The sequence below is a fragment of the Pseudophaeobacter sp. genome (assembly GCF_048267565.1).
Taxonomy (GTDB): Bacteria; Pseudomonadota; Alphaproteobacteria; order Rhodobacterales; family Rhodobacteraceae; genus Pseudophaeobacter; species Pseudophaeobacter profundi.
The window spans coordinates 237742-253931 of the sequence record NZ_JBLWXG010000004.1 but is presented as its reverse complement, the minus strand read 5'-3'; the positions used below and the strand labels follow the sequence as shown (position 1 = coordinate 253931).

At 60.8% G+C, this 16190-nt stretch carries 16 protein-coding genes and 1 tRNA gene; 11 read left to right on the top strand and 6 right to left on the bottom strand.

Annotation, left to right across the window (positions count from 1 at the left end; translation table 11 throughout):
• Positions 1-229: 229 nt before the first annotated feature.
• Positions 230-379, top strand: a complete 150-nt coding sequence (locus ACN0VH_RS12025; protein ID WP_278923657.1) for a hypothetical protein — start codon at positions 230-232, stop codon at positions 377-379.
• The gene (locus tag ACN0VH_RS12020; RefSeq protein WP_417700708.1) at positions 372-1277 is read left to right on the top strand and encodes a helix-hairpin-helix domain-containing protein; all 906 of its coding nucleotides are present in this window, start codon (positions 372-374) and stop codon (positions 1275-1277) included. The genes ACN0VH_RS12025 and ACN0VH_RS12020 overlap by 8 nt, the downstream gene beginning before the upstream one ends.
• Positions 1278-1465: 188 nt before the next feature.
• Here the strand turns inward: ACN0VH_RS12020 and ACN0VH_RS12015 are convergent, their stop codons facing one another.
• The 5 genes from ACN0VH_RS12015 to paaG all read right to left on the bottom strand — a co-directional run bounded on the left by ACN0VH_RS12015 (position 1466) and on the right by paaG (position 5646).
• Complete coding sequence (locus tag ACN0VH_RS12015) at positions 1466-2113, bottom strand: BON domain-containing protein (RefSeq protein WP_417700707.1); 648 nt, start codon at positions 2111-2113, stop codon at positions 1466-1468.
• A 365-nt stretch (positions 2114-2478) separates the two neighbouring features.
• Complete coding sequence (locus ACN0VH_RS12010) at positions 2479-3075, bottom strand: TetR/AcrR family transcriptional regulator (protein WP_278923660.1); 597 nt, start codon at positions 3073-3075, stop codon at positions 2479-2481.
• Between the two features lie 23 nt (positions 3076-3098).
• On the bottom strand, positions 3099-4406 hold the full coding sequence (paaK, locus tag ACN0VH_RS12005) for a phenylacetate--CoA ligase PaaK (protein ID WP_278923661.1): 1308 nt from the start codon (positions 4404-4406) through the stop codon (positions 3099-3101).
• A gap of 14 nt (positions 4407-4420) precedes the next feature.
• Complete coding sequence (gene paaI, locus ACN0VH_RS12000; protein ID WP_278923707.1) at positions 4421-4846, bottom strand: hydroxyphenylacetyl-CoA thioesterase PaaI; 426 nt, start codon at positions 4844-4846, stop codon at positions 4421-4423.
• Positions 4847-4860: 14 nt separating this feature from the next.
• Positions 4861-5646, bottom strand: coding sequence for a 2-(1,2-epoxy-1,2-dihydrophenyl)acetyl-CoA isomerase PaaG (paaG, locus tag ACN0VH_RS11995; protein ID WP_417700706.1), 786 nt, complete (start codon positions 5644-5646; stop codon positions 4861-4863).
• A gap of 180 nt (positions 5647-5826) precedes the next feature.
• Between paaG and paaZ the strand changes: the two genes are divergently transcribed.
• The 4 genes from paaZ to ACN0VH_RS11975 all read left to right on the top strand — a co-directional run bounded on the left by paaZ (position 5827) and on the right by ACN0VH_RS11975 (position 9917).
• Positions 5827-7857 carry a phenylacetic acid degradation bifunctional protein PaaZ gene (paaZ, locus tag ACN0VH_RS11990; protein ID WP_417700705.1) on the top strand — a complete coding sequence of 677 codons (2031 nt, stop codon included), beginning with the start codon at positions 5827-5829 and terminating at the stop codon, positions 7855-7857.
• 63 nt (positions 7858-7920) lie between these two features.
• The gene (locus ACN0VH_RS11985; RefSeq protein WP_417700704.1) at positions 7921-8724 is read left to right on the top strand and encodes a PaaX family transcriptional regulator C-terminal domain-containing protein; all 804 of its coding nucleotides are present in this window, start codon (positions 7921-7923) and stop codon (positions 8722-8724) included.
• A 26-nt stretch (positions 8725-8750) separates the two neighbouring features.
• Positions 8751-9719, top strand: a complete 969-nt coding sequence (locus tag ACN0VH_RS11980; RefSeq protein ID WP_417700703.1) for an alpha/beta fold hydrolase — start codon at positions 8751-8753, stop codon at positions 9717-9719.
• A gap of 121 nt (positions 9720-9840) precedes the next feature.
• Positions 9841-9917, top strand: a tRNA-Met gene (locus ACN0VH_RS11975).
• A 150-nt stretch (positions 9918-10067) separates the two neighbouring features.
• Here the strand turns inward: ACN0VH_RS11975 and ACN0VH_RS11970 are convergent.
• Entirely contained in the window at positions 10068-10976 is a 909-nt protein-coding gene (locus tag ACN0VH_RS11970; protein WP_278923666.1) for a LysR family transcriptional regulator, read from the bottom strand.
• 196 nt (positions 10977-11172) lie between these two features.
• Between ACN0VH_RS11970 and ACN0VH_RS11965 the strand changes: the two genes are divergently transcribed.
• The 5 genes from ACN0VH_RS11965 to ACN0VH_RS11945 all read left to right on the top strand — a co-directional run bounded on the left by ACN0VH_RS11965 (position 11173) and on the right by ACN0VH_RS11945 (position 16185).
• Entirely contained in the window at positions 11173-11796 is a 624-nt protein-coding gene (locus ACN0VH_RS11965; RefSeq protein ID WP_417700702.1) for a glutathione S-transferase family protein, read from the top strand.
• A 115-nt stretch (positions 11797-11911) separates the two neighbouring features.
• Positions 11912-12877, top strand: a complete 966-nt coding sequence (locus ACN0VH_RS11960; protein WP_417700701.1) for a pyridoxamine 5'-phosphate oxidase family protein — start codon at positions 11912-11914, stop codon at positions 12875-12877.
• A 53-nt stretch (positions 12878-12930) separates the two neighbouring features.
• Complete coding sequence (locus ACN0VH_RS11955) at positions 12931-13398, top strand: nuclear transport factor 2 family protein (RefSeq protein ID WP_278923669.1); 468 nt, start codon at positions 12931-12933, stop codon at positions 13396-13398.
• Positions 13399-13618: 220 nt separating this feature from the next.
• The gene (locus ACN0VH_RS11950) at positions 13619-13993 is read left to right on the top strand and encodes a hypothetical protein (protein WP_417700700.1); all 375 of its coding nucleotides are present in this window, start codon (positions 13619-13621) and stop codon (positions 13991-13993) included.
• Between the two features lie 5 nt (positions 13994-13998).
• Positions 13999-16185: a NosR/NirI family protein gene (locus ACN0VH_RS11945; RefSeq protein ID WP_278923708.1), complete on the top strand. Its 2187-nt coding sequence runs from the start codon at positions 13999-14001 to the stop codon at positions 16183-16185.
• Positions 16186-16190 lie beyond the last annotated feature (5 nt).

Below are 16190 nucleotides of genomic sequence, written 5' to 3'. Positions count from 1 at the left end.
GAAATGGCATGGGCTGTGTTTAGAATAGCCGTGCTGGTGTGTGCAGATCTTGCTGTGATGTTTCGCCCGAACGCATTGTCGCGTGAGATCATTTCAGTGGGCGGCTCAGATACTCGGTCTGCGTCTTGAAGCACGACGCGTGAACACTGTTCAGCTGTCTTTGACGGGACGAGGTTCGGACAGCACACATGCGAGGCAGAGTTGAAATCGCGCAAGGAGGCGCTGGACGATGCAATCAACACCACGAAGGCCGCAGTGGAACAAGGCGTCGCCCGGCGGTGGCCTCGCGCTTGTCCACGTGATCGAAGCCGTCAATACGGTAGCAAAGCAGATGGACGGCGACAAACCCGCGCGTCAGGCGCTTGACACTTATGCCTGATCGCACCGCAATCGACATGCCGGTTGTACCAGAGCAAAACAGATTGCTTGCTGCGAGCTTGAACGAATACGCAGACCTGTTGGAATCCCAGGGCGACGATGGGTTCCGGGTCAAGGCCTACCGCACCGCCGCCCGCGAAATCTCCACGCTTTCTGATCCCCTCCAGCACCTTTTCGAAACCGGCGGCGCAAAAGCGCTCGTCGCGTTGCGCGGAATCGGACGCAGCATCGCCGCTGCAATCATCGAGATGTTGACAACAGGGCACTGGCAACAGCTCGACCGCCTGAAGGGCCGCCTGACGCCAGAAGCCCTGTTCGCATCCATTCCCGGCATCGGCGAGAAACTTGCCAGACGCCTGGTCGATACGCTGGACATCGAAACGCTGGAAGATCTGGAAGCCGCGCTGCGTCTTGGCGAAACACCTGTCCCCGGCATCGGGCCAAGGCGGCGGACCGCCATTCTGGCAGTGCTTGGTCAAAGATTGGCGCGACGTCGCCGAGCGGATACGACGGCGCATGGCGGTGATGAGCCACCGGTTTCGCTTCTGCTGGATGCAGACGATCTCTACCGCGCACAGGCCGAAGCCGGAGATTTGCAGCGCATAGCACCGAAACGCTTCAACCCAACCGGTGAGGCCTGGCTGCCGATCATGCACACCCGGCGCGGTGACTGGGATCTGACCGTGTTGTACTCGAACAGCGCGCGGGCACATGAACTGGATCGCACCCGCGATTGGGTCGTAATATATTTCCAGGACGCCGACGGCCCCGAGGGGCGCTGCACCGTGGTGACCGAACGGACGGGTTCGCTGGCCGGAATGCGTGTCGTCCGCGGTCGTGAGAACGAATGCAGACAGCACTACGAGAAATCCCCGGCCAGCGTCGCTGCCCGGCTGTAAAGAACGCGCCACCCCTGAGCCCCGGCCGCATCACCGTAGGCCCGATCACGGGTCAGGACCGGGACCACGGCAGCGCAAAAGCGCCGAGGTCCAAGGCCGTGATCAGCGCGACAAGCGCGCAGATCAGCGTACTCAACCGCGCGAATGACCCGGCAAGTCGCCGCGCCATTCAGTTTGAAATGGAACGCTCACCGCACCGCCAGATGATCGATGACGTTTGTCACCCCGGGGGCCGCCCAGGCCGCGCGCTCCGCACTCTTGCGTTCGCCCAGATAGCGGACTTCCCCCTCAAGCGTTACGGTGCCGTCATGAACCGCCACCCGGATCCCCGAGGCATCGAGTTCCGCATCGCGCACGAGAGTCTTCTTGATCCGCTCCGATACGTCCGAAACCTTTACAGAAGGGCGAACCTTGAGATGGTTGTTGATGCCGGTTACCCCCGTCATCCGACCGATGAGACGCTCTGCGGCATCAGCCTGATATCGCCATTCCACATTCCCCTCGAGGGTGACCCGGCCCTTGGCGACGGTGACATGGATTTTGTCTTCCGGCACCGATGTGTTCCACCTTAGCGAATTGGCGACGCGTTTCGCGATCTCATCGTCAGCTGTGATGTGGGCGCCAATTGGCCGGACCTCGATTTCATCAGCAATCGCACGAACGCCAACGACGGTTTCAACGATATCCCGCGTCGTGATCTTGTCGCTGTAGGTGCGCACATGCCCTGTCAGCGTCACGACACCCTGATCGACCGCCACGCCAATGTCAGCGGCATCAATGCTGGGCTCGAAATCAAGTTCGTCGATGATGTCTAGTCGTAGTTGCTTGTCAGTCATTTCTTCCTCCACTCTGAAAACCACATCGAGCAAGATATCTTTGCGGATTTCTATCGGCATTGATGGCTCGCAACGACCGTAGCAAAATGCGCTGGACGAGGACCTGACGGGAGTGGGAAAGACTTGGGGTTGGGTGCTATGAAGTCGTGGCTATTCAAATAGGAAGACCGCCACGGATCCACAAATTGCTATTGAAACGACTATTACAGGCGGCAGGAACCGATCTCATCTGGTTGGTCGCCGAATTGGACACCTGACTGGCCAAACCGAGGGCGACATCCGCACGAATCTGCACGCCGCCTGCGCATGATCGCGGTTAGCGACTGGTGCCGTATCCGTACGTTTGGGCCAAAGCTAGCCCTATGCTAAAGCCCAGCCACCCCGGTGAGGGTAAGGTCGGCCACCAGGTCTGCATAGTCTTCGCGGGCTTTTGATCCCGCGCCTGAATTCCACATGTAGTACCAGTTGAGCATGCCAAAAACTGACATGGTCGTGGCGCGTAGCTTGCTGGGGTCCTTGGCAAATGCTTCGGGTGCGACGGTCTGCAGCGTATCGCTGAGAAACTGCACCAATGCGCGCTGATAGGCCCGCAACAGTTTCTGCTGCTCTTCCGGCAGGGCCCCCATGGCGTTGGACTGTACTTTATGCTCGTCGTCCGCCCCCTGATAGGCCAGCAGGATTTCGGCCACCACCCGTCGCAGGCCGTCTTCAGGGGACAGGCCTGCAACGTCAACGCCGCAGACCCGGTCCCGCAGATCGCGCAGATAGGTTTCAAGCAGGCCGAAAAGCACGGCATCCTTGCTGTCGTAATAGTGATAGATGTTCGCCTTGGAGATCCCGCATTCGCGCGCCAGCTGGGTCATCGAGGCGCGATCATACCCTGCCTCGGCAAAAACCCTGGCGGCAGATTTCAAAATCTGGCCGCGCTTTTCGTCGTGATCTTTTGCAATCGTGCGGGCCATGGGCTCACATCTCTCCCTGTCTGTTACGCGTCGCGCTTGTCGATGACGCGCTTGGCCTTGCCCTGGCTGCGCTCTACTGTGCCGGGGTCGCCGACAATGACCTCTGTCGAGACACCAACCATATCTTTGATCCGCTTGGTCAACATCCGCGCGGCGGCGGTTTTGGACAGTTCATCTGCGGCCTCTGATGTGGCCTCGACAAAGACCCGCATCGCATCCATGCGGCCCGCCTTGTACAGCTCGATCTGGTAGTGCGGTGCCAAGCCGCCGGTGGCCATCAGCTGTTCTTCGATCTGGCTGGGGAAGACATTCACCCCGCGCAGAATGATCATGTCATCCGAACGGCCGGTGATCTTTTCCATCCGCCGCATCGTGCGCGCCGTCCCCGGCAGCAGCCGGGTCAAATCACGGGTGCGGTAGCGCACCATCGGCAGGCCTTCTTTTGTCAGCGTGGTAAAGACCAGTTCGCCCATTTCACCATCCGGCAGCACCTCGCCGGTCACCGGGTCGATGATTTCCGGCAGGAAGTGGTCTTCCCAAATGACTGGCCCGTCCTTGGTTTCCACGCATTCGCTGGCCACGCCCGGCCCCATGATTTCGGACAGCCCGTAGATATCAACTGCGTGCATGTCAAAGGCCGCTTCAACCTCGCGGCGCATGGCATCCGTCCAGGGTTCAGCGCCAAAGACACCCACCTGCAACGAGCTGTCGCGCGGATCCAGACCGATTTTATGGTATTGTTCCAGAATGTTGAGCATATAGGACGGTGTCACCATGATGCCATCGGGCTGGAAATCAGTGATAAGACCAACCTGTTTTTCGGTCTGGCCGCCAGACATAGGCACCACCGTAGCGCCAAGGCGTTCGATCCCATAATGCGCCCCAAGACCGCCGGTGAACAACCCATAGCCATAGGCGTTGTGCACCATATTACCTTTGCGCAGGCCCGCCGCACGCAAAGATCGCGCCACCAGATCAGCCCAGTTGGAGATATCGGTTGCGGTGTAGCCTACAACAGTCGGCTTGCCCGTGGTGCCTGATGACGCATGCAAGCGGATAATTTCCTCGCGCGGCACCGCAAAAAGCCCAAAGGGGTAGTTGTCGCGCAGGTCGTTTTTATAGGTGAACGGGAATTTCGACAGATCCGACAGCTGCTGCAAATCATCCGGGTGCACCCCAGCGGCATCAAAGCGCTCTTTGTACATGGGCACATTGTCATAAGCGTGGCGCAGCGACCACTGCAGCCGCTTTAGCTGTAGCGCGCGGATTTCATCAATCGAGGCAATCTCGATTGCATCAAGGTCGGCCTTGTTGGGGGTCAAATCTTTCATGGCGTTCTCCTCACCTATTCGTCAAACAACTGGCCCTTGATCGCGCGCGAAAGCCCGCGAAAGGCGGCGATCATCTCGCCGTTCTGATTTTCCACTGCCACATCATAGATGCCACTGCGCCCGGTCAGCGAAACCTCTGTCGCGCGGGCGATCAGCCGATCGCCCAGCCTTCCAGCGGCAGTAAATGTGATAGAGTTGCTTTGCGCGACAGTTGATTGATTGCGGCTGTTACAGGCAAAAGCAAAGGCGCTGTCGGCCAACATGAAAGTCACGCCGCCGTGGCAAATGCCATGGCCGTTGCAGTGATGCGCCTTGATCGTCAATTCCAGCGTGGCGCGGCCCTCGTCCACTTCTACGATCTCCATCCCGGCCCATTTCGAAGCCGCATCGCTGGCCCACATTGCCTCGGCGGATTTTTCGGCGCGTTGCCTTGGTGTCAGATTTGCACTCATACTCATTTCCCCTGAAACTTGGGCGCGCGCTTTTCGAGGAAAGACGCGACGCCCTCGGCGTAATCGGCGCTTTCGCCGCAGGTCTTCATGGCGTCTGCCTCCTGCTCCAGATGATCCTGCAGTGTCGCCACGGCGGCATCCTGAATGCAGTGTTTGCTAAGCCCCAGACCAAGCGTTGGACCATTGCCCAACTGCTGCGCCATGGCGCGGGCCTCTGCCATCAGATCTGCGTCCGGCACCGCCTTCCAGATCAGCCCCCAGTCTTCGGCCTGCTTGGCGGGCAGCGGCTGTGCGGTAAAGGCCAGCCCCTTGGCGCGGGCTTCGCCCAGCAGGCGTGGCAGATGCCAGCTGCCCCCCGTGTCCGGGATCAGGCCGACCTTGGAAAAGGACTGGATGAATTTGGCGCTTTCAGCGGCAAAGACCATGTCGCAGGCCAGGGCGATATTGGCCCCTGCCCCGGCGGCGACACCATTCACAGCACAGATCACCGGAAAGTCCAGCGCACGGATCAGGCGCACCAGTGGTGCGTAGAACGTGCGGACCGTGTTGCCAAGATCAGGTGGGCCATCCATCTTGCTGGGATCACGGTCACCCAGATCCTGCCCGGCGCAAAACCCGCGCCCGGCACCTGTCAGCAAAATCGCCCGCGCGCCGCCGTCGCGGGCGGCCTCGATCGCAGTACGCAGGGCATAGTGCATCTCATCATTGAAACTGTTGAGCCGGTCCGGTCGGTTCAGGGTAATCTCTACCCAGGCCCCATGATCCGCCACCAGAATTGTCTCTGACATCTCTCTCTCCCTCATCCAGCGCCCGGCCGCACCTGGGGTGTGGTCAAAGCTGTTTGACAAACTTCTTGCATAAACCGACCGGACGGTCAATATATCATGCAAAGCAAATCGAGGCCCCGCCTCGGCGACTCGTCCGGCCAGGTGCCGACAGCGCCCCAACCGAAACGCAAAGGAGACAGTATGAGCCTTCTAGATGTATCAAGTTTTGCCGCAGGCCAGTGGATCGCCCCAGGGGCGGGTGCCCGCAGCATCGCCAGCGCCGTAACAGGCGCACCGCTGGCACAGGCCGGCAATGACGCGCTGGACGTGCAGGCCATGCTGTCCTACGCCCGCGACACCGGCGGCCCTGCCCTGCGCGCCCTGACCTTTCATGATCGCGCCCGTATGCTCAAGGCGCTGGCGGCCCATCTGGGCCAGCACAAACAGGCGCTGTATGATCTGAGCTTTGAGACAGGCGCCACCCAGGCGGATCACATGATCGACATCGACGGCGGCATTGGCACCATGTTTGTCTTTGCCTCCAAGGGGCGGCGCGAAATGCCCGATGCGCAGGTCTACCTGGATGGCGAGGTAGAGCAGCTGTCGCGCAACGGCACCTTCCTTGGCCAGCATATCTGCACGCCGATGCAGGGGGTTGCGGTGCATATCAACGCCTTCAACTTCCCGGTCTGGGGCATGCTGGAGAAACTTGCGCCGACGCTGCTGGCGGGGGTTCCCGCGATTGTGAAACCGGCCACTGCCACCTGCTATGTGACGGAATTGGCTGTGCGCCTGATGCTGGACAGCGGCATCCTGCCCGCTGGCGCACTGCAACTGGTGTCCGGGGGGCTTGGCGATATGCTGGACCACCTGACCATGCAGGATATCGTAGGCTTCACCGGCTCGGCCCAGACCGCGCTGAAACTGCGCCAGACCCCGGTCATTCTGGAAAACTCGATCCGCTTTGTCGCCGAGCAGGACAGCCTCAACGCCTCTATTCTGGGCCCGGATGCCACCCCCGGCACGCCGGAATTTGATCTATTCATCAAGGAAGTCAGCCGCGAGATGACCACCAAGGCAGGGCAAAAATGTACTGCCGTACGCCGTATCATCACGCCCGAGACCCAGACCGAAGCGGTGATCGAGGCGCTCTCGGCGCGTCTGGCGAAAACAACCATTGGCGATCCGCGTCTGGACAGCACCCGCATGGGCGCGCTGGTCTCCAGCGGGCAAAAACGTGACGTGCTGGAAAAAGCCGCGATTCTGGCGACCGAGGCCACCCGCGTCTACGGCGATCCCGATGATTTTTCCGTGGATGGTGCCGATGCCGAAAAGGGCGCCTTTGTGCCGCCGATGCTGTTCCACTGTGAAAACCCCGATGCGGCCCAGCGGGTACATGACACCGAAGCATTTGGCCCGGTTTCCACCGTGATGGGCTACCGGGATCTGGATCACGCCGTAGCCCTGGCCAATCGCGGCGAAGGCTCGCTGGTGGCCTCCTGCATCACCAACGACCCAGAGGTGGCCCGCAGCGTTGCCATGGGATCGGGCGCCTACCATGGCCGGATCTATTTCAACAACCGCGCCTCGATGCAGGAAAGCACCGGGCATGGCTCTCCCCTGCCGCATATGGTGCATGGCGGCCCCGGACGGGCCGGCGGCGGCGAAGAGCTGGGCGGCATTCGCGGTGTAAAACACTATATGCAGCGCACCGCCATTCAGGGCAGCCCCGACATTTTGTCTGCAATTGGCCAGCAATGGGTGCCCGGCGGCACCGAGATCCCGGCCCCCGCGCATCCCTTCACCCGCAGGTTTGGCGAACTGGCAATTGGCGAGACCCTCAACAGCCCCGCGCGCGAAGTGACGCTGGACGACATCGAACATTTTGCCAAGTTCACCGGCGATACCTTCTATGCCCATATGGATGACGCTGCGGCGAAACGGAATCCCTTCTTCCCCGGTCGCGTCGCGCATGGTTATCTGCTGCTCTCCTTTGCAGCCGGCCTGTTTGTCGAACCCAACGAAGGCCCCGTTCTGGCCAATACCGGTCTCGACAATCTGCGCTTCATGAAACCTGTCTCGGCGGGCGACAGCATCAAGGTGCGGCTCAGCGTCAAGAAAAAGACCCCCCGGAATGAAGACTACGGCGAGGTGCGCTGGCATGTCACCCTGACCAATCAGGACGATGAAAAGGTCGCAGAATACGAACTGCTGACCATGAATGCCTTCTAGGGCAACAGCGATCTTTTGCGCTCCGGGCTGGTCTATCCGCCCCGGAGCGCCTATCTTAAGCGTATGAATAGCGCGCACTCCCAATGGTTTGAGACAAGTATTTCCCAGTTGAACACCCTGCAAAACCTGCGGGTCTGGTCGATCATTGTCTCGCTGTTTGGCGATCTGGCGCAAAAACCCGGTGACCGCATCAACGGCACCACCCTTACCCGGATCATCACGCCCATGGGCATCAAGCCCGAGGCAACCCGCGTCGCCCTGCACCGGCTGCGCAAGGACGGCTGGATTGAAAGCACCCGCTCCGGCCGGGCCTCGGTGCATTACCTAACCGACTATGGTCGCAGCCAATCGGCCGCCGTGACCCCGCGCATCTATGCCCGCGACCCCATCGCGCCGCAGGACTGGCATCTGCTGATCTGCGAAGACAGCAGTGGCTCGGCCGCGCTGGAGGCGGCGCTGCTGCTGCCGCAATATACCCGGGTCAACCGCTGCACCGCGCTGGGGTATGGTCCCCGCCCGGCCTCCCTGGACGCGGATTTCTTTGTTGCCAACCTGTCACAACCGCAGGTGCCCGATTGGCTACAGGCCCGGTTGTTTCCGCAGGACCTGATCACGAGCTGCCAGGCGCTGCAACGGGCCTTGGCAGAGCTTTCCCCTCCTGCGGATTTGTCGCCGGTGCAGGTGGCCACACTGCGCACCTTGATCGTGCATCACTGGCGCAGAATCGCCCTGCGCCACCCTGCCCTGCCGCCAAGCTTTCACCCCGCCGACTGGACCGGCGAGGCCTGTCGCACCCGTGTTTTTGACCTGCTTGACCAGTTGCCGCGCCCCAGCCTGTCGGCGCTGGATCCCGGCACTGTCGGCTAAACCGCCCCCGTTTCGGAGATATGCCCATGTCCGCTCTTAGCAGTCTTGCCATTCTGGCGCTTGCCGCCCCTGCCGCCCTGCTGGGCGCATCACATCTGAAAACCCGAAAGTTGGCCCGCGAGGCGCGCGACCTGGTGCCGCCCATTGGCCAGTTCTGTGCCACACCGCAGGGCAGGATCCACTATATCGACATCGGGCCGCGCCAGGCGCAGCCGCTGGTTCTGATCCACGGCCTCAGCGGTCAATTGCAACATTTCACCTATGCGCTGGCAGATCGTCTGGCCGCGGATCACCGGGTGATCGTGCTGGACCGGCCGGGATGTGGCTATTCAACCCGTGCCAGTGACGCCATGGCCCGGCTGCCCGAACAGGCCAAGGCCCTGCTCGCGGTCCTGCAGAGCCTCGAGGTGAAGCAGCCCGTTCTGGTGGGCCACTCGCTGGGCGGTGCAGTGGCGCTGGCCATGGCGCTCGCGGCGCCCGAACGCATCGCCGGCCTGGCGCTGCTGTCGCCGCTGACCCACCCGGCAGAACAGGGGCCAGAGGCCTTCAAAGGCCTGATCGTGCACAATAACATGATGCGACGCCTGATGGCGCAGACCGTGGCCATCCCCACCGCACAGCGCACTGCCGGCCCAGTTCTGAACCAGATCTTTTCCCCGGAAACCTGCCCCGATGACTTCCTGATCAAGGCTGGCGGTGCCCTTGGCCTGCGCCCCGAGAGCTTTGTTGCGGCCTCGGCGGATGCTTCGTTCCTCTATCCGGCGATTGAAACCCAGGCAGCGCGCTACGCTGCGCAGCTCAGCACTCCCGGCGCGATTCTCTTTGGGGCAGAGGACGCCATTCTGGATCCGCTGACACAGGGCAAAGTCATGGAGACCTATGGCCTTGACTGCCAGATCCTGCCGCAGCGGGGCCACATGCTGCCGATCACCGCACCGCAGCCCTGCGAAGACTTTATCCGGGCCACCGTGAAAGCCCTGGCCAAGGAATCGTAACAAACTGAATAAAGACGGCATTTTCCAGCCTCGGCAAAAAAAACGGCCAAAAGCGGGTTTCTTCTGCAATTGCGCCTTGACCCCAAGCGCACCATTCCGTAAATCGCCCCTCACAGAAGATGGCGCGGTAGCTCAGTTGGTTAGAGCGATCGACTCATAATCGATAGGTCGGGAGTTCAAGTCTCCCCCACGCCACCACTTCCCTTCTGTTCCATCACACAACTGACCCATAAATGACTACCGCGCGGGAATGCTTCCGTCTGCACCGCCAATCTTGCAGCCAGCTGACCGATTTCGGCTCTACCTTATGCCCTCCCCTCAGCGTGACCCGGCCAAAGCCCGCCCCGGCTAATCCCCAAGTGATACAGGCGGAGCCGTGCGGAACCACTGGGCGAGATGTTCGATCAGGGCGCGAATGCGTGCGGTCAGGTGGCGGCTTGGCGGATAAACCACATAGAGCGGCAGCGGCGCGTCCTCATGCGCGCACAACAGCAGCTGCAGTTGCCCTGCCTCGACAAAGCGCTGAACGGTGTAATAGGGGCAGCGCGCAATGCCCTGCCCGCCCAGCGCCATATAGCCCACCGCGCGGGGGGAATTGGCGCGAAAACTGCCGCCGACGGCAACCTCTGTTGTTGCCCCGCCTTCGTGAAACCGCCAGTGATCCGGCTGGCCGGAAGGCTGCAGCAGCAGGCAATTGTGATCGGCCAGCGCCGCCGGGGTGGCCGGGGTGCCGTGACGCGCCAGATAGTCCGGCGCCGCCACCACCACCCGGCGCATATCGCAGAGCCTGCGCGCCACCAATGTCGAATCCTGCATCTGCCCAAAGCGAATGGCCAGATCGATGCCCTCTTCGACAATCGGCACGTGGTGATCCGACAGCTGCATTTCTATCTGCACCTTGGGGTGCGCCTGCTGAAACGGCATCAAGGCCTGCACCAGCTCGCGGCTGCCAAAGCCGGTTGGTGCCGTCAACCGAATGAGGCCGCCCAGCTCTGACTGGCGTTCCTGAATGACGCCTTCCAGTTCATCAAGCTGATCCAGCAGCGGCAGGCAGCGTTCAAGATAGGCCTGTCCCGTATCGGTCAAGGTGACCGACCGAGTCGTGCGATGCAGCAACTGGGCACCCAGATGTTCCTCCAGCCGGGCGACATATTTGCTGGCCAGTTTGGTGCTGATGCCAATCTGACGCGCGCCGCCGGTAAAGGAGCTTTGACCCGCCACCGCGGTAAACGCCCGCATACATTGCAATATATCCATCCCTACGCCCCCTGGGATCCGTTTTGGTCAGGATATCAATTACCCCCATTATGTACATAGATAGTCCATAAATACATCAATTATAACCTCTTCGTTCTGAATGTATCTTTCCCCCATCACCGCGGCGGGGCCAAAAGCCCTAAGTCGCATCGCCCCATAGTCACCGCGCATGCGCGGCCTCAGATAGGAATACATCATGTCTACAACACTCCGCATTCACAGCTTTCCGCTCTCTGGTCACGGCCACCGGGTTGAGCTTTTCGCCAGCCTGGCAGGCATCCCGCATGAGGTGGTGCATGTTGACCTGGCCAACGGCGCCCAAAAGGCCGACAGCTTTCTGGCATTGAATCCCGCCGGCCAGGTGCCGGTGCTGGAAGACGGTGCAGTGGTGATCAGCGATTCCAATGCCATTTTGGTCTATCTCGCCCGCAAATATGCCCCCAGCTATCTGCCCAGTGATCCCGTCAAAGAAGCACAGGTACAAAAATTCCTCAGCCTGGCGGCAGGCGAGCTGGCCTTTGGCCCTGCGGCGGCGCGGTTGATCAATGTGTTTAACGCACCGCTGGATCCAGAGTTCTGTAAATCCGTCGCAACGCGCCTGTTGGCCAAGCTGGACCCCCATCTGGAGGGACGTGATACCTTGGTTGGCGACGCGGTCACCATCGCAGATGTGGCGCTCTATTCCTATCTGGCCCATGCGCCCGAAGGTGATATCTCGCTACAACCCTTCCCGAATGTGCGCCGCTTCCTGGCCAAAATCGAAAGCCTGCCCGGGTTCAAGCCGATGCCCGCCACCCCAGTCGGCCTGTCTGCCGCCTGATCGCCGCCTTTCTGGCACCAGGTGGAAATCGCAGCATCCAAAACGTCCCGGTCGCCTCGCTGGCCGGGGCTGGAAACCTGCGCCCCCTAGCCTGCCCAACCCAATGAGGCCCGAGATGCCCAAGACTCCCCCCCAAACCGCAGAGCAGCCAGATCCCGGCCACTCCCCCTTTCACGCGGGGGAGCAGGCGCTGCAACGCGCAAATGGCAGCCGCGACAGGATAGAGATGTTTGGCCGCCGCGCGATACGCCCATATCTGCCAGACCAGCACCGGGCCTTTTTTGCCCAGCTCCCCTTTGTGGCAGTGGCTGCGGTTGACAGTGATGGTCGCCCCTGGGCCAGCCTGTTTCCCGGCCCGCCCGGCTTTGTTCACGCCCCTGATGCATACCACCTGGATCTTGCCTTGCACGGTGCCGCAGCCGACCCGGTGCGCCAGGCCCTGCACCCCGGTGCAGCGATTGGCCTGCTCGGGATCGAGATGCACAGCCGCCGCCGCAATCGGCTGAACGGGCGGATTAAATCGCTGAATGCCAAACAGTTGCGACTGCGGGTTGATCAGAGCTTTGGGAATTGCCCTAAATACATCCGCCACCGCCAGCTGAGCCCGTCGCGCCCCACAACAGACAGGCGCACCGCCAGAGTTTCTGCCCGGTTTACCCAGCTGGACGGGGCGGTCCGTGACCAGATCGCGGCGGCAGATGTGTTCTTTGTCGCCAGCGCCATCAAGGCGCAGGACAACCCCGTCATTCAGGGGGTTGATGTCTCTCATAGGGGCGGACCTGTCGGCTTTGTCACAATCAATGGCAATAGCCTGATCATCCCCGACTATCGTGGCAACAACTACTTTAACACCTTGGGAAACTTTCTTCTGAACCCCAGGGCCGGGCTGGTCTTTCCTGATTTTGACAGCGGCGCATTGCTGCAACTCACTGGGCGAACCGCCTTGCTGACCCAAGACAGCCCCGAACTGCATGGGGTTGATGATGCCGTCGGCGGCTGGCGTTTCACCCTAGATGAAGGACTGCGCCTGCAGGATGCCCTGCCCTTTCGCACCACTGCCCAAACCCAAACTGACCAGTAACCCCATACTAAACCCCGGTGCCCCGGTGCCTGCAACATGAAGGATCCCAACCAATGGACAGCCGCCCACCCCTACCGCCCTTTACCCAAGACAGCGCCCGCCTCAAGGTCCGCCTGGCCGAAGATGGCTGGAACAGCCGCGATGCCGCCAAGGTGGCGCTTGCCTATACGCCCGACACCCGTTGGCGCAACCGGGCCTGCTTTGTCAGCGGGCGCGCCGAAGCGCAGCGCTTTCTCGCAGCGAAATGGAGCAGAGAGCTGGAATACCGCCTGATCAAGGAGCTCTGGGCCTTCACCGAAAACCGCATTGCAGTGCGCTATGCCTATGAATGGCACGATGACAGCGGCAATTGGTTTCGCTCATATGGCAATGAAAACTGGGAGTTTTCTGCAAACGGCCTGATGCAGAACCGCTTTGCCAGCATCAATGATCTGCCCATCACCGCGCAGGAACGCAGGTTTCACTGGCCGCTTGGGCGCCGCCCGGATGATCATCCCGGTCTCTCTGATCTCGGGCTCTGATTTCGCGGCAGATAGAGACGCAGACAGGCGCTAAAAAGTACATCTACGATATTTTCTTTGATCTAGCGCAAACAACGGGCTTGGGCTTGTCGCTAGGGTCGCGCATATCCTGCAACGAATCTGGCGACACATGGCCCTGCCTCCTTTTCATATACGACTTCAGCTACTTGGCGCAGTATTGCGCCAAGTATTGGGGTATGGCCTGGGCGCAATACTGATCATGCAGCTGTTGCTGCCGGGCCTTGGCCAGGCAGAGGCGGCGGAAAACTGGATCGAAATCTGCAGCGAGGTCGGCGTAGTCCGCATCGACACCATCGCAGAGACAGGAAACACCCAGAAAAAGGACTGCCCCGACTGCGGCACCTGCCTGATGTGTCTGGCGCAGATCACCCCTTCCCAGGCCTCTGCGCCGACCCAGACCAGAGCGGCCTATCTGACAGGGGCAAGCGGACAGGCTCTCTCGTTTGAGGTGGCGTCTAACCCGGCTCAGTTCTGGCATGATGGCCGGGGGCCGCCGCGCAAGCAGCAACAGAACATGACACGCGCGCGCGGCGCGTTCATAGCGCACACTCAATATAAGGAGGTGGCGCTGTGAAGCTAATGCGCACCCTTTCCGGCTGGGCTACAGCCCTGATGATTTCTCTCGCGGCGCTCGCAGCCCCGAGCCTGGCCTGGGCCGATAGCCTTGCCTCCTTTCTTGGCGATCTTGCGCCAGCCGAGCTGATGCCCGGCGCCGACAGCTTTGGCCCGATCCGCGCAGATGTTCCCGTCGCGCCGATCCTGCAGGGCGATGAGACCCTCGGCTATGCCTTTCTGACCTCTGATTTTGTTGGCACCACCGGATATTCCGGCAAGCCGATCCATGTGGTCGCCGGGATTGACCATGACGCGGTGCTGACCGGGGTCAAACTGGTCAAACACTCTGAACCGATTGTCCTGATCGGCATTCCCAATTCCAAAATGGTTGCGCTCACCGAGAGCTACGCCGGAATGGACCTGAAGGCCGAGGCTGCCACAGGCGGCGAGGCGCATGATCTGGATATCATTTCCGGTGCCACGGTCACCATCATGATCATCGATGACAGTCTGGTCCGCGGTGGCATCAAGGTCGCACGAACCCTGGGGCTGGGCGGTCTGGCCCCCAATCTGGCCACTGGCCCCAAGCGCGCCGTCGACATGACCCAGAGCGAAACCCACGATTGGCAGACCCTCGCGGGCGACGGGTCAACCCGGCGGATGACATTGGACATTGGCCAGATCAACGCCGCCTTTGAAGAAACTGGTGATGCCCGTGCCATCAAGCGCCCAGAGCCGGGCAACCCAGATGACACCTATATCGACATGCACCTGGCGCTGGTTTCCGTACCGTCCATCGGTCGCAGCCTGCTGGGTGAGGCCGAATATCAAAACCTGTCCGACTGGCTGCAAGAGGGCGAAGAGGCCATTCTGGTACTCGGGCGCGGCGTCTATAGTTTTAAGGGTTCCGGCTATGTGAGGGGCGGCATCTTTGACCGTATCCAACTGATCCAGGGCGATAATTCGGTGCGTTTTTTTGACAAACAGCATCGCCGCCTAGGCGCATTGGCCACCAATGACAGCCCCAGCTTCAGCGAGCTGGACATCTTCAAGATCCCCGCCGATGCCGAATTTGACCCGACCGCGCCCTTCCGCTTGCAACTCTTGGCGCAGCGGGCAGTTGGTGCCATCGACAAGAGCTTTCTGACCTTTGATCTGGGGTACAAACTGCCAGAATCCTATCTGCAGCCACTGGCCCCGACCGCACCTGTTGCTCTTGACAACGAAAGCGACGAGGCCGCCGCGAAATCGGCGCTTTGGCAGCGGATCTGGCGGGACAAGCAGGTCGAGATTGGCATTCTAGGGGCCATGCTTCTGGTGCTGACGGCGGTGTTTTTCTTCCAGTTCCAGTCCACCATGAACGCCCGCGTTTTCTACTGGTTCCGTATTGGCTACCTCAGCTTTACCCTGGTGTTTCTGGGGTGGTACGCCAATGCGCAGCTCTCTGTTGTCAACCTGATGGCGCTGGCCGGCTCCTTGCGGTCCGGCTTCACCTGGGATGCCTTCTTGATGGATCCGCTGGTCTTTATCCAATGGTTTGCCATCGCCGCCGCGCTCCTGTTCTGGGGCCGGGGCGCCTATTGTGGCTGGCTTTGCCCCTTTGGCGCCCTGCAAGAGCTGACAAACAAACTGGCCCGCGCCCTGAAGGTGCCGCAATGGACCCTGCCCTGGGGCCTGCATGAGCGGCTCTGGCCAGTGAAATACATGATCTTCCTTGGACTGTTTGGCCTGTCGATGGTCTCTATGCCGATGGCAGAGACCTATGCCGAGGTTGAACCGTTCAAGACCGCGATCATTCTGAAGTTTGTCCGCGACTGGCCCTTTGTCCTGTTTGCCTTGATCCTGCTTTTGGCCGGCCTGTTTGTCGAACGCTTCTACTGCCGCTACCTCTGCCCTCTGGGTGGGGCGCTGGCGATCCCGGCCCGGATCCGCATGTTCGATTGGCTGAAACGCTACAAGGAATGTGGCAGCCCCTGTCAGACCTGCGCCAATGAATGCCCGGTTCAGGCCATTCACCCCACGGGTGAAATCAACCCGAATGAATGCGTCAACTGCCTGCATTGTCAGGTGCTTTACCAATCAGAAACCAAATGCCCGGTGGTGATCAAAAAGATCAAACGCCGCGCCAAGACTGGCACCCCCGGTCCTGATCTCGCCCTTGGCCGCCCACCGGCCAATCACCCCAACGCAGAAAAAGTATCTGTTTCCTGAAGGAG

Excerpts from the sequence above, each read along its gene's own strand:
- ACN0VH_RS12025 (WP_278923657.1), top strand. The coding sequence starts at position 230 with ATGCAATCAACACCACGAAGGCCGCAGTGGAACAAGGCGTCGCCCGGC.
- ACN0VH_RS12020 (WP_417700708.1), top strand. The coding sequence starts at position 372 with ATGCCTGATCGCACCGCAATCGACATGCCGGTTGTACCAGAGCAAAAC.
- ACN0VH_RS12015 (WP_417700707.1), bottom strand. The coding sequence starts at position 2,113 with ATGACTGACAAGCAACTACGACTAGACATCATCGACGAACTTGATTTC.
- ACN0VH_RS12010 (WP_278923660.1), bottom strand. The coding sequence starts at position 3,075 with ATGGCCCGCACGATTGCAAAAGATCACGACGAAAAGCGCGGCCAGATT.
- paaK (WP_278923661.1), bottom strand. The coding sequence starts at position 4,406 with ATGAAAGATTTGACCCCCAACAAGGCCGACCTTGATGCAATCGAGATT.
- paaG (WP_417700706.1), bottom strand. The coding sequence starts at position 5,646 with ATGTCAGAGACAATTCTGGTGGCGGATCATGGGGCCTGGGTAGAGATT.
- paaZ (WP_417700705.1), top strand. The coding sequence starts at position 5,827 with ATGAGCCTTCTAGATGTATCAAGTTTTGCCGCAGGCCAGTGGATCGCC.
- ACN0VH_RS11985 (WP_417700704.1), top strand. The coding sequence starts at position 7,921 with ATGAATAGCGCGCACTCCCAATGGTTTGAGACAAGTATTTCCCAGTTG.
- ACN0VH_RS11980 (WP_417700703.1), top strand. The coding sequence starts at position 8,751 with ATGTCCGCTCTTAGCAGTCTTGCCATTCTGGCGCTTGCCGCCCCTGCC.
- ACN0VH_RS11970 (WP_278923666.1), bottom strand. The coding sequence starts at position 10,976 with ATGGATATATTGCAATGTATGCGGGCGTTTACCGCGGTGGCGGGTCAA.
- ACN0VH_RS11965 (WP_417700702.1), top strand. The coding sequence starts at position 11,173 with ATGTCTACAACACTCCGCATTCACAGCTTTCCGCTCTCTGGTCACGGC.
- ACN0VH_RS11960 (WP_417700701.1), top strand. The coding sequence starts at position 11,912 with ATGCCCAAGACTCCCCCCCAAACCGCAGAGCAGCCAGATCCCGGCCAC.
- ACN0VH_RS11955 (WP_278923669.1), top strand. The coding sequence starts at position 12,931 with ATGGACAGCCGCCCACCCCTACCGCCCTTTACCCAAGACAGCGCCCGC.
- ACN0VH_RS11950 (WP_417700700.1), top strand. The coding sequence starts at position 13,619 with ATGCAGCTGTTGCTGCCGGGCCTTGGCCAGGCAGAGGCGGCGGAAAAC.
- ACN0VH_RS11945 (WP_278923708.1), top strand. The coding sequence starts at position 13,999 with ATGCGCACCCTTTCCGGCTGGGCTACAGCCCTGATGATTTCTCTCGCG.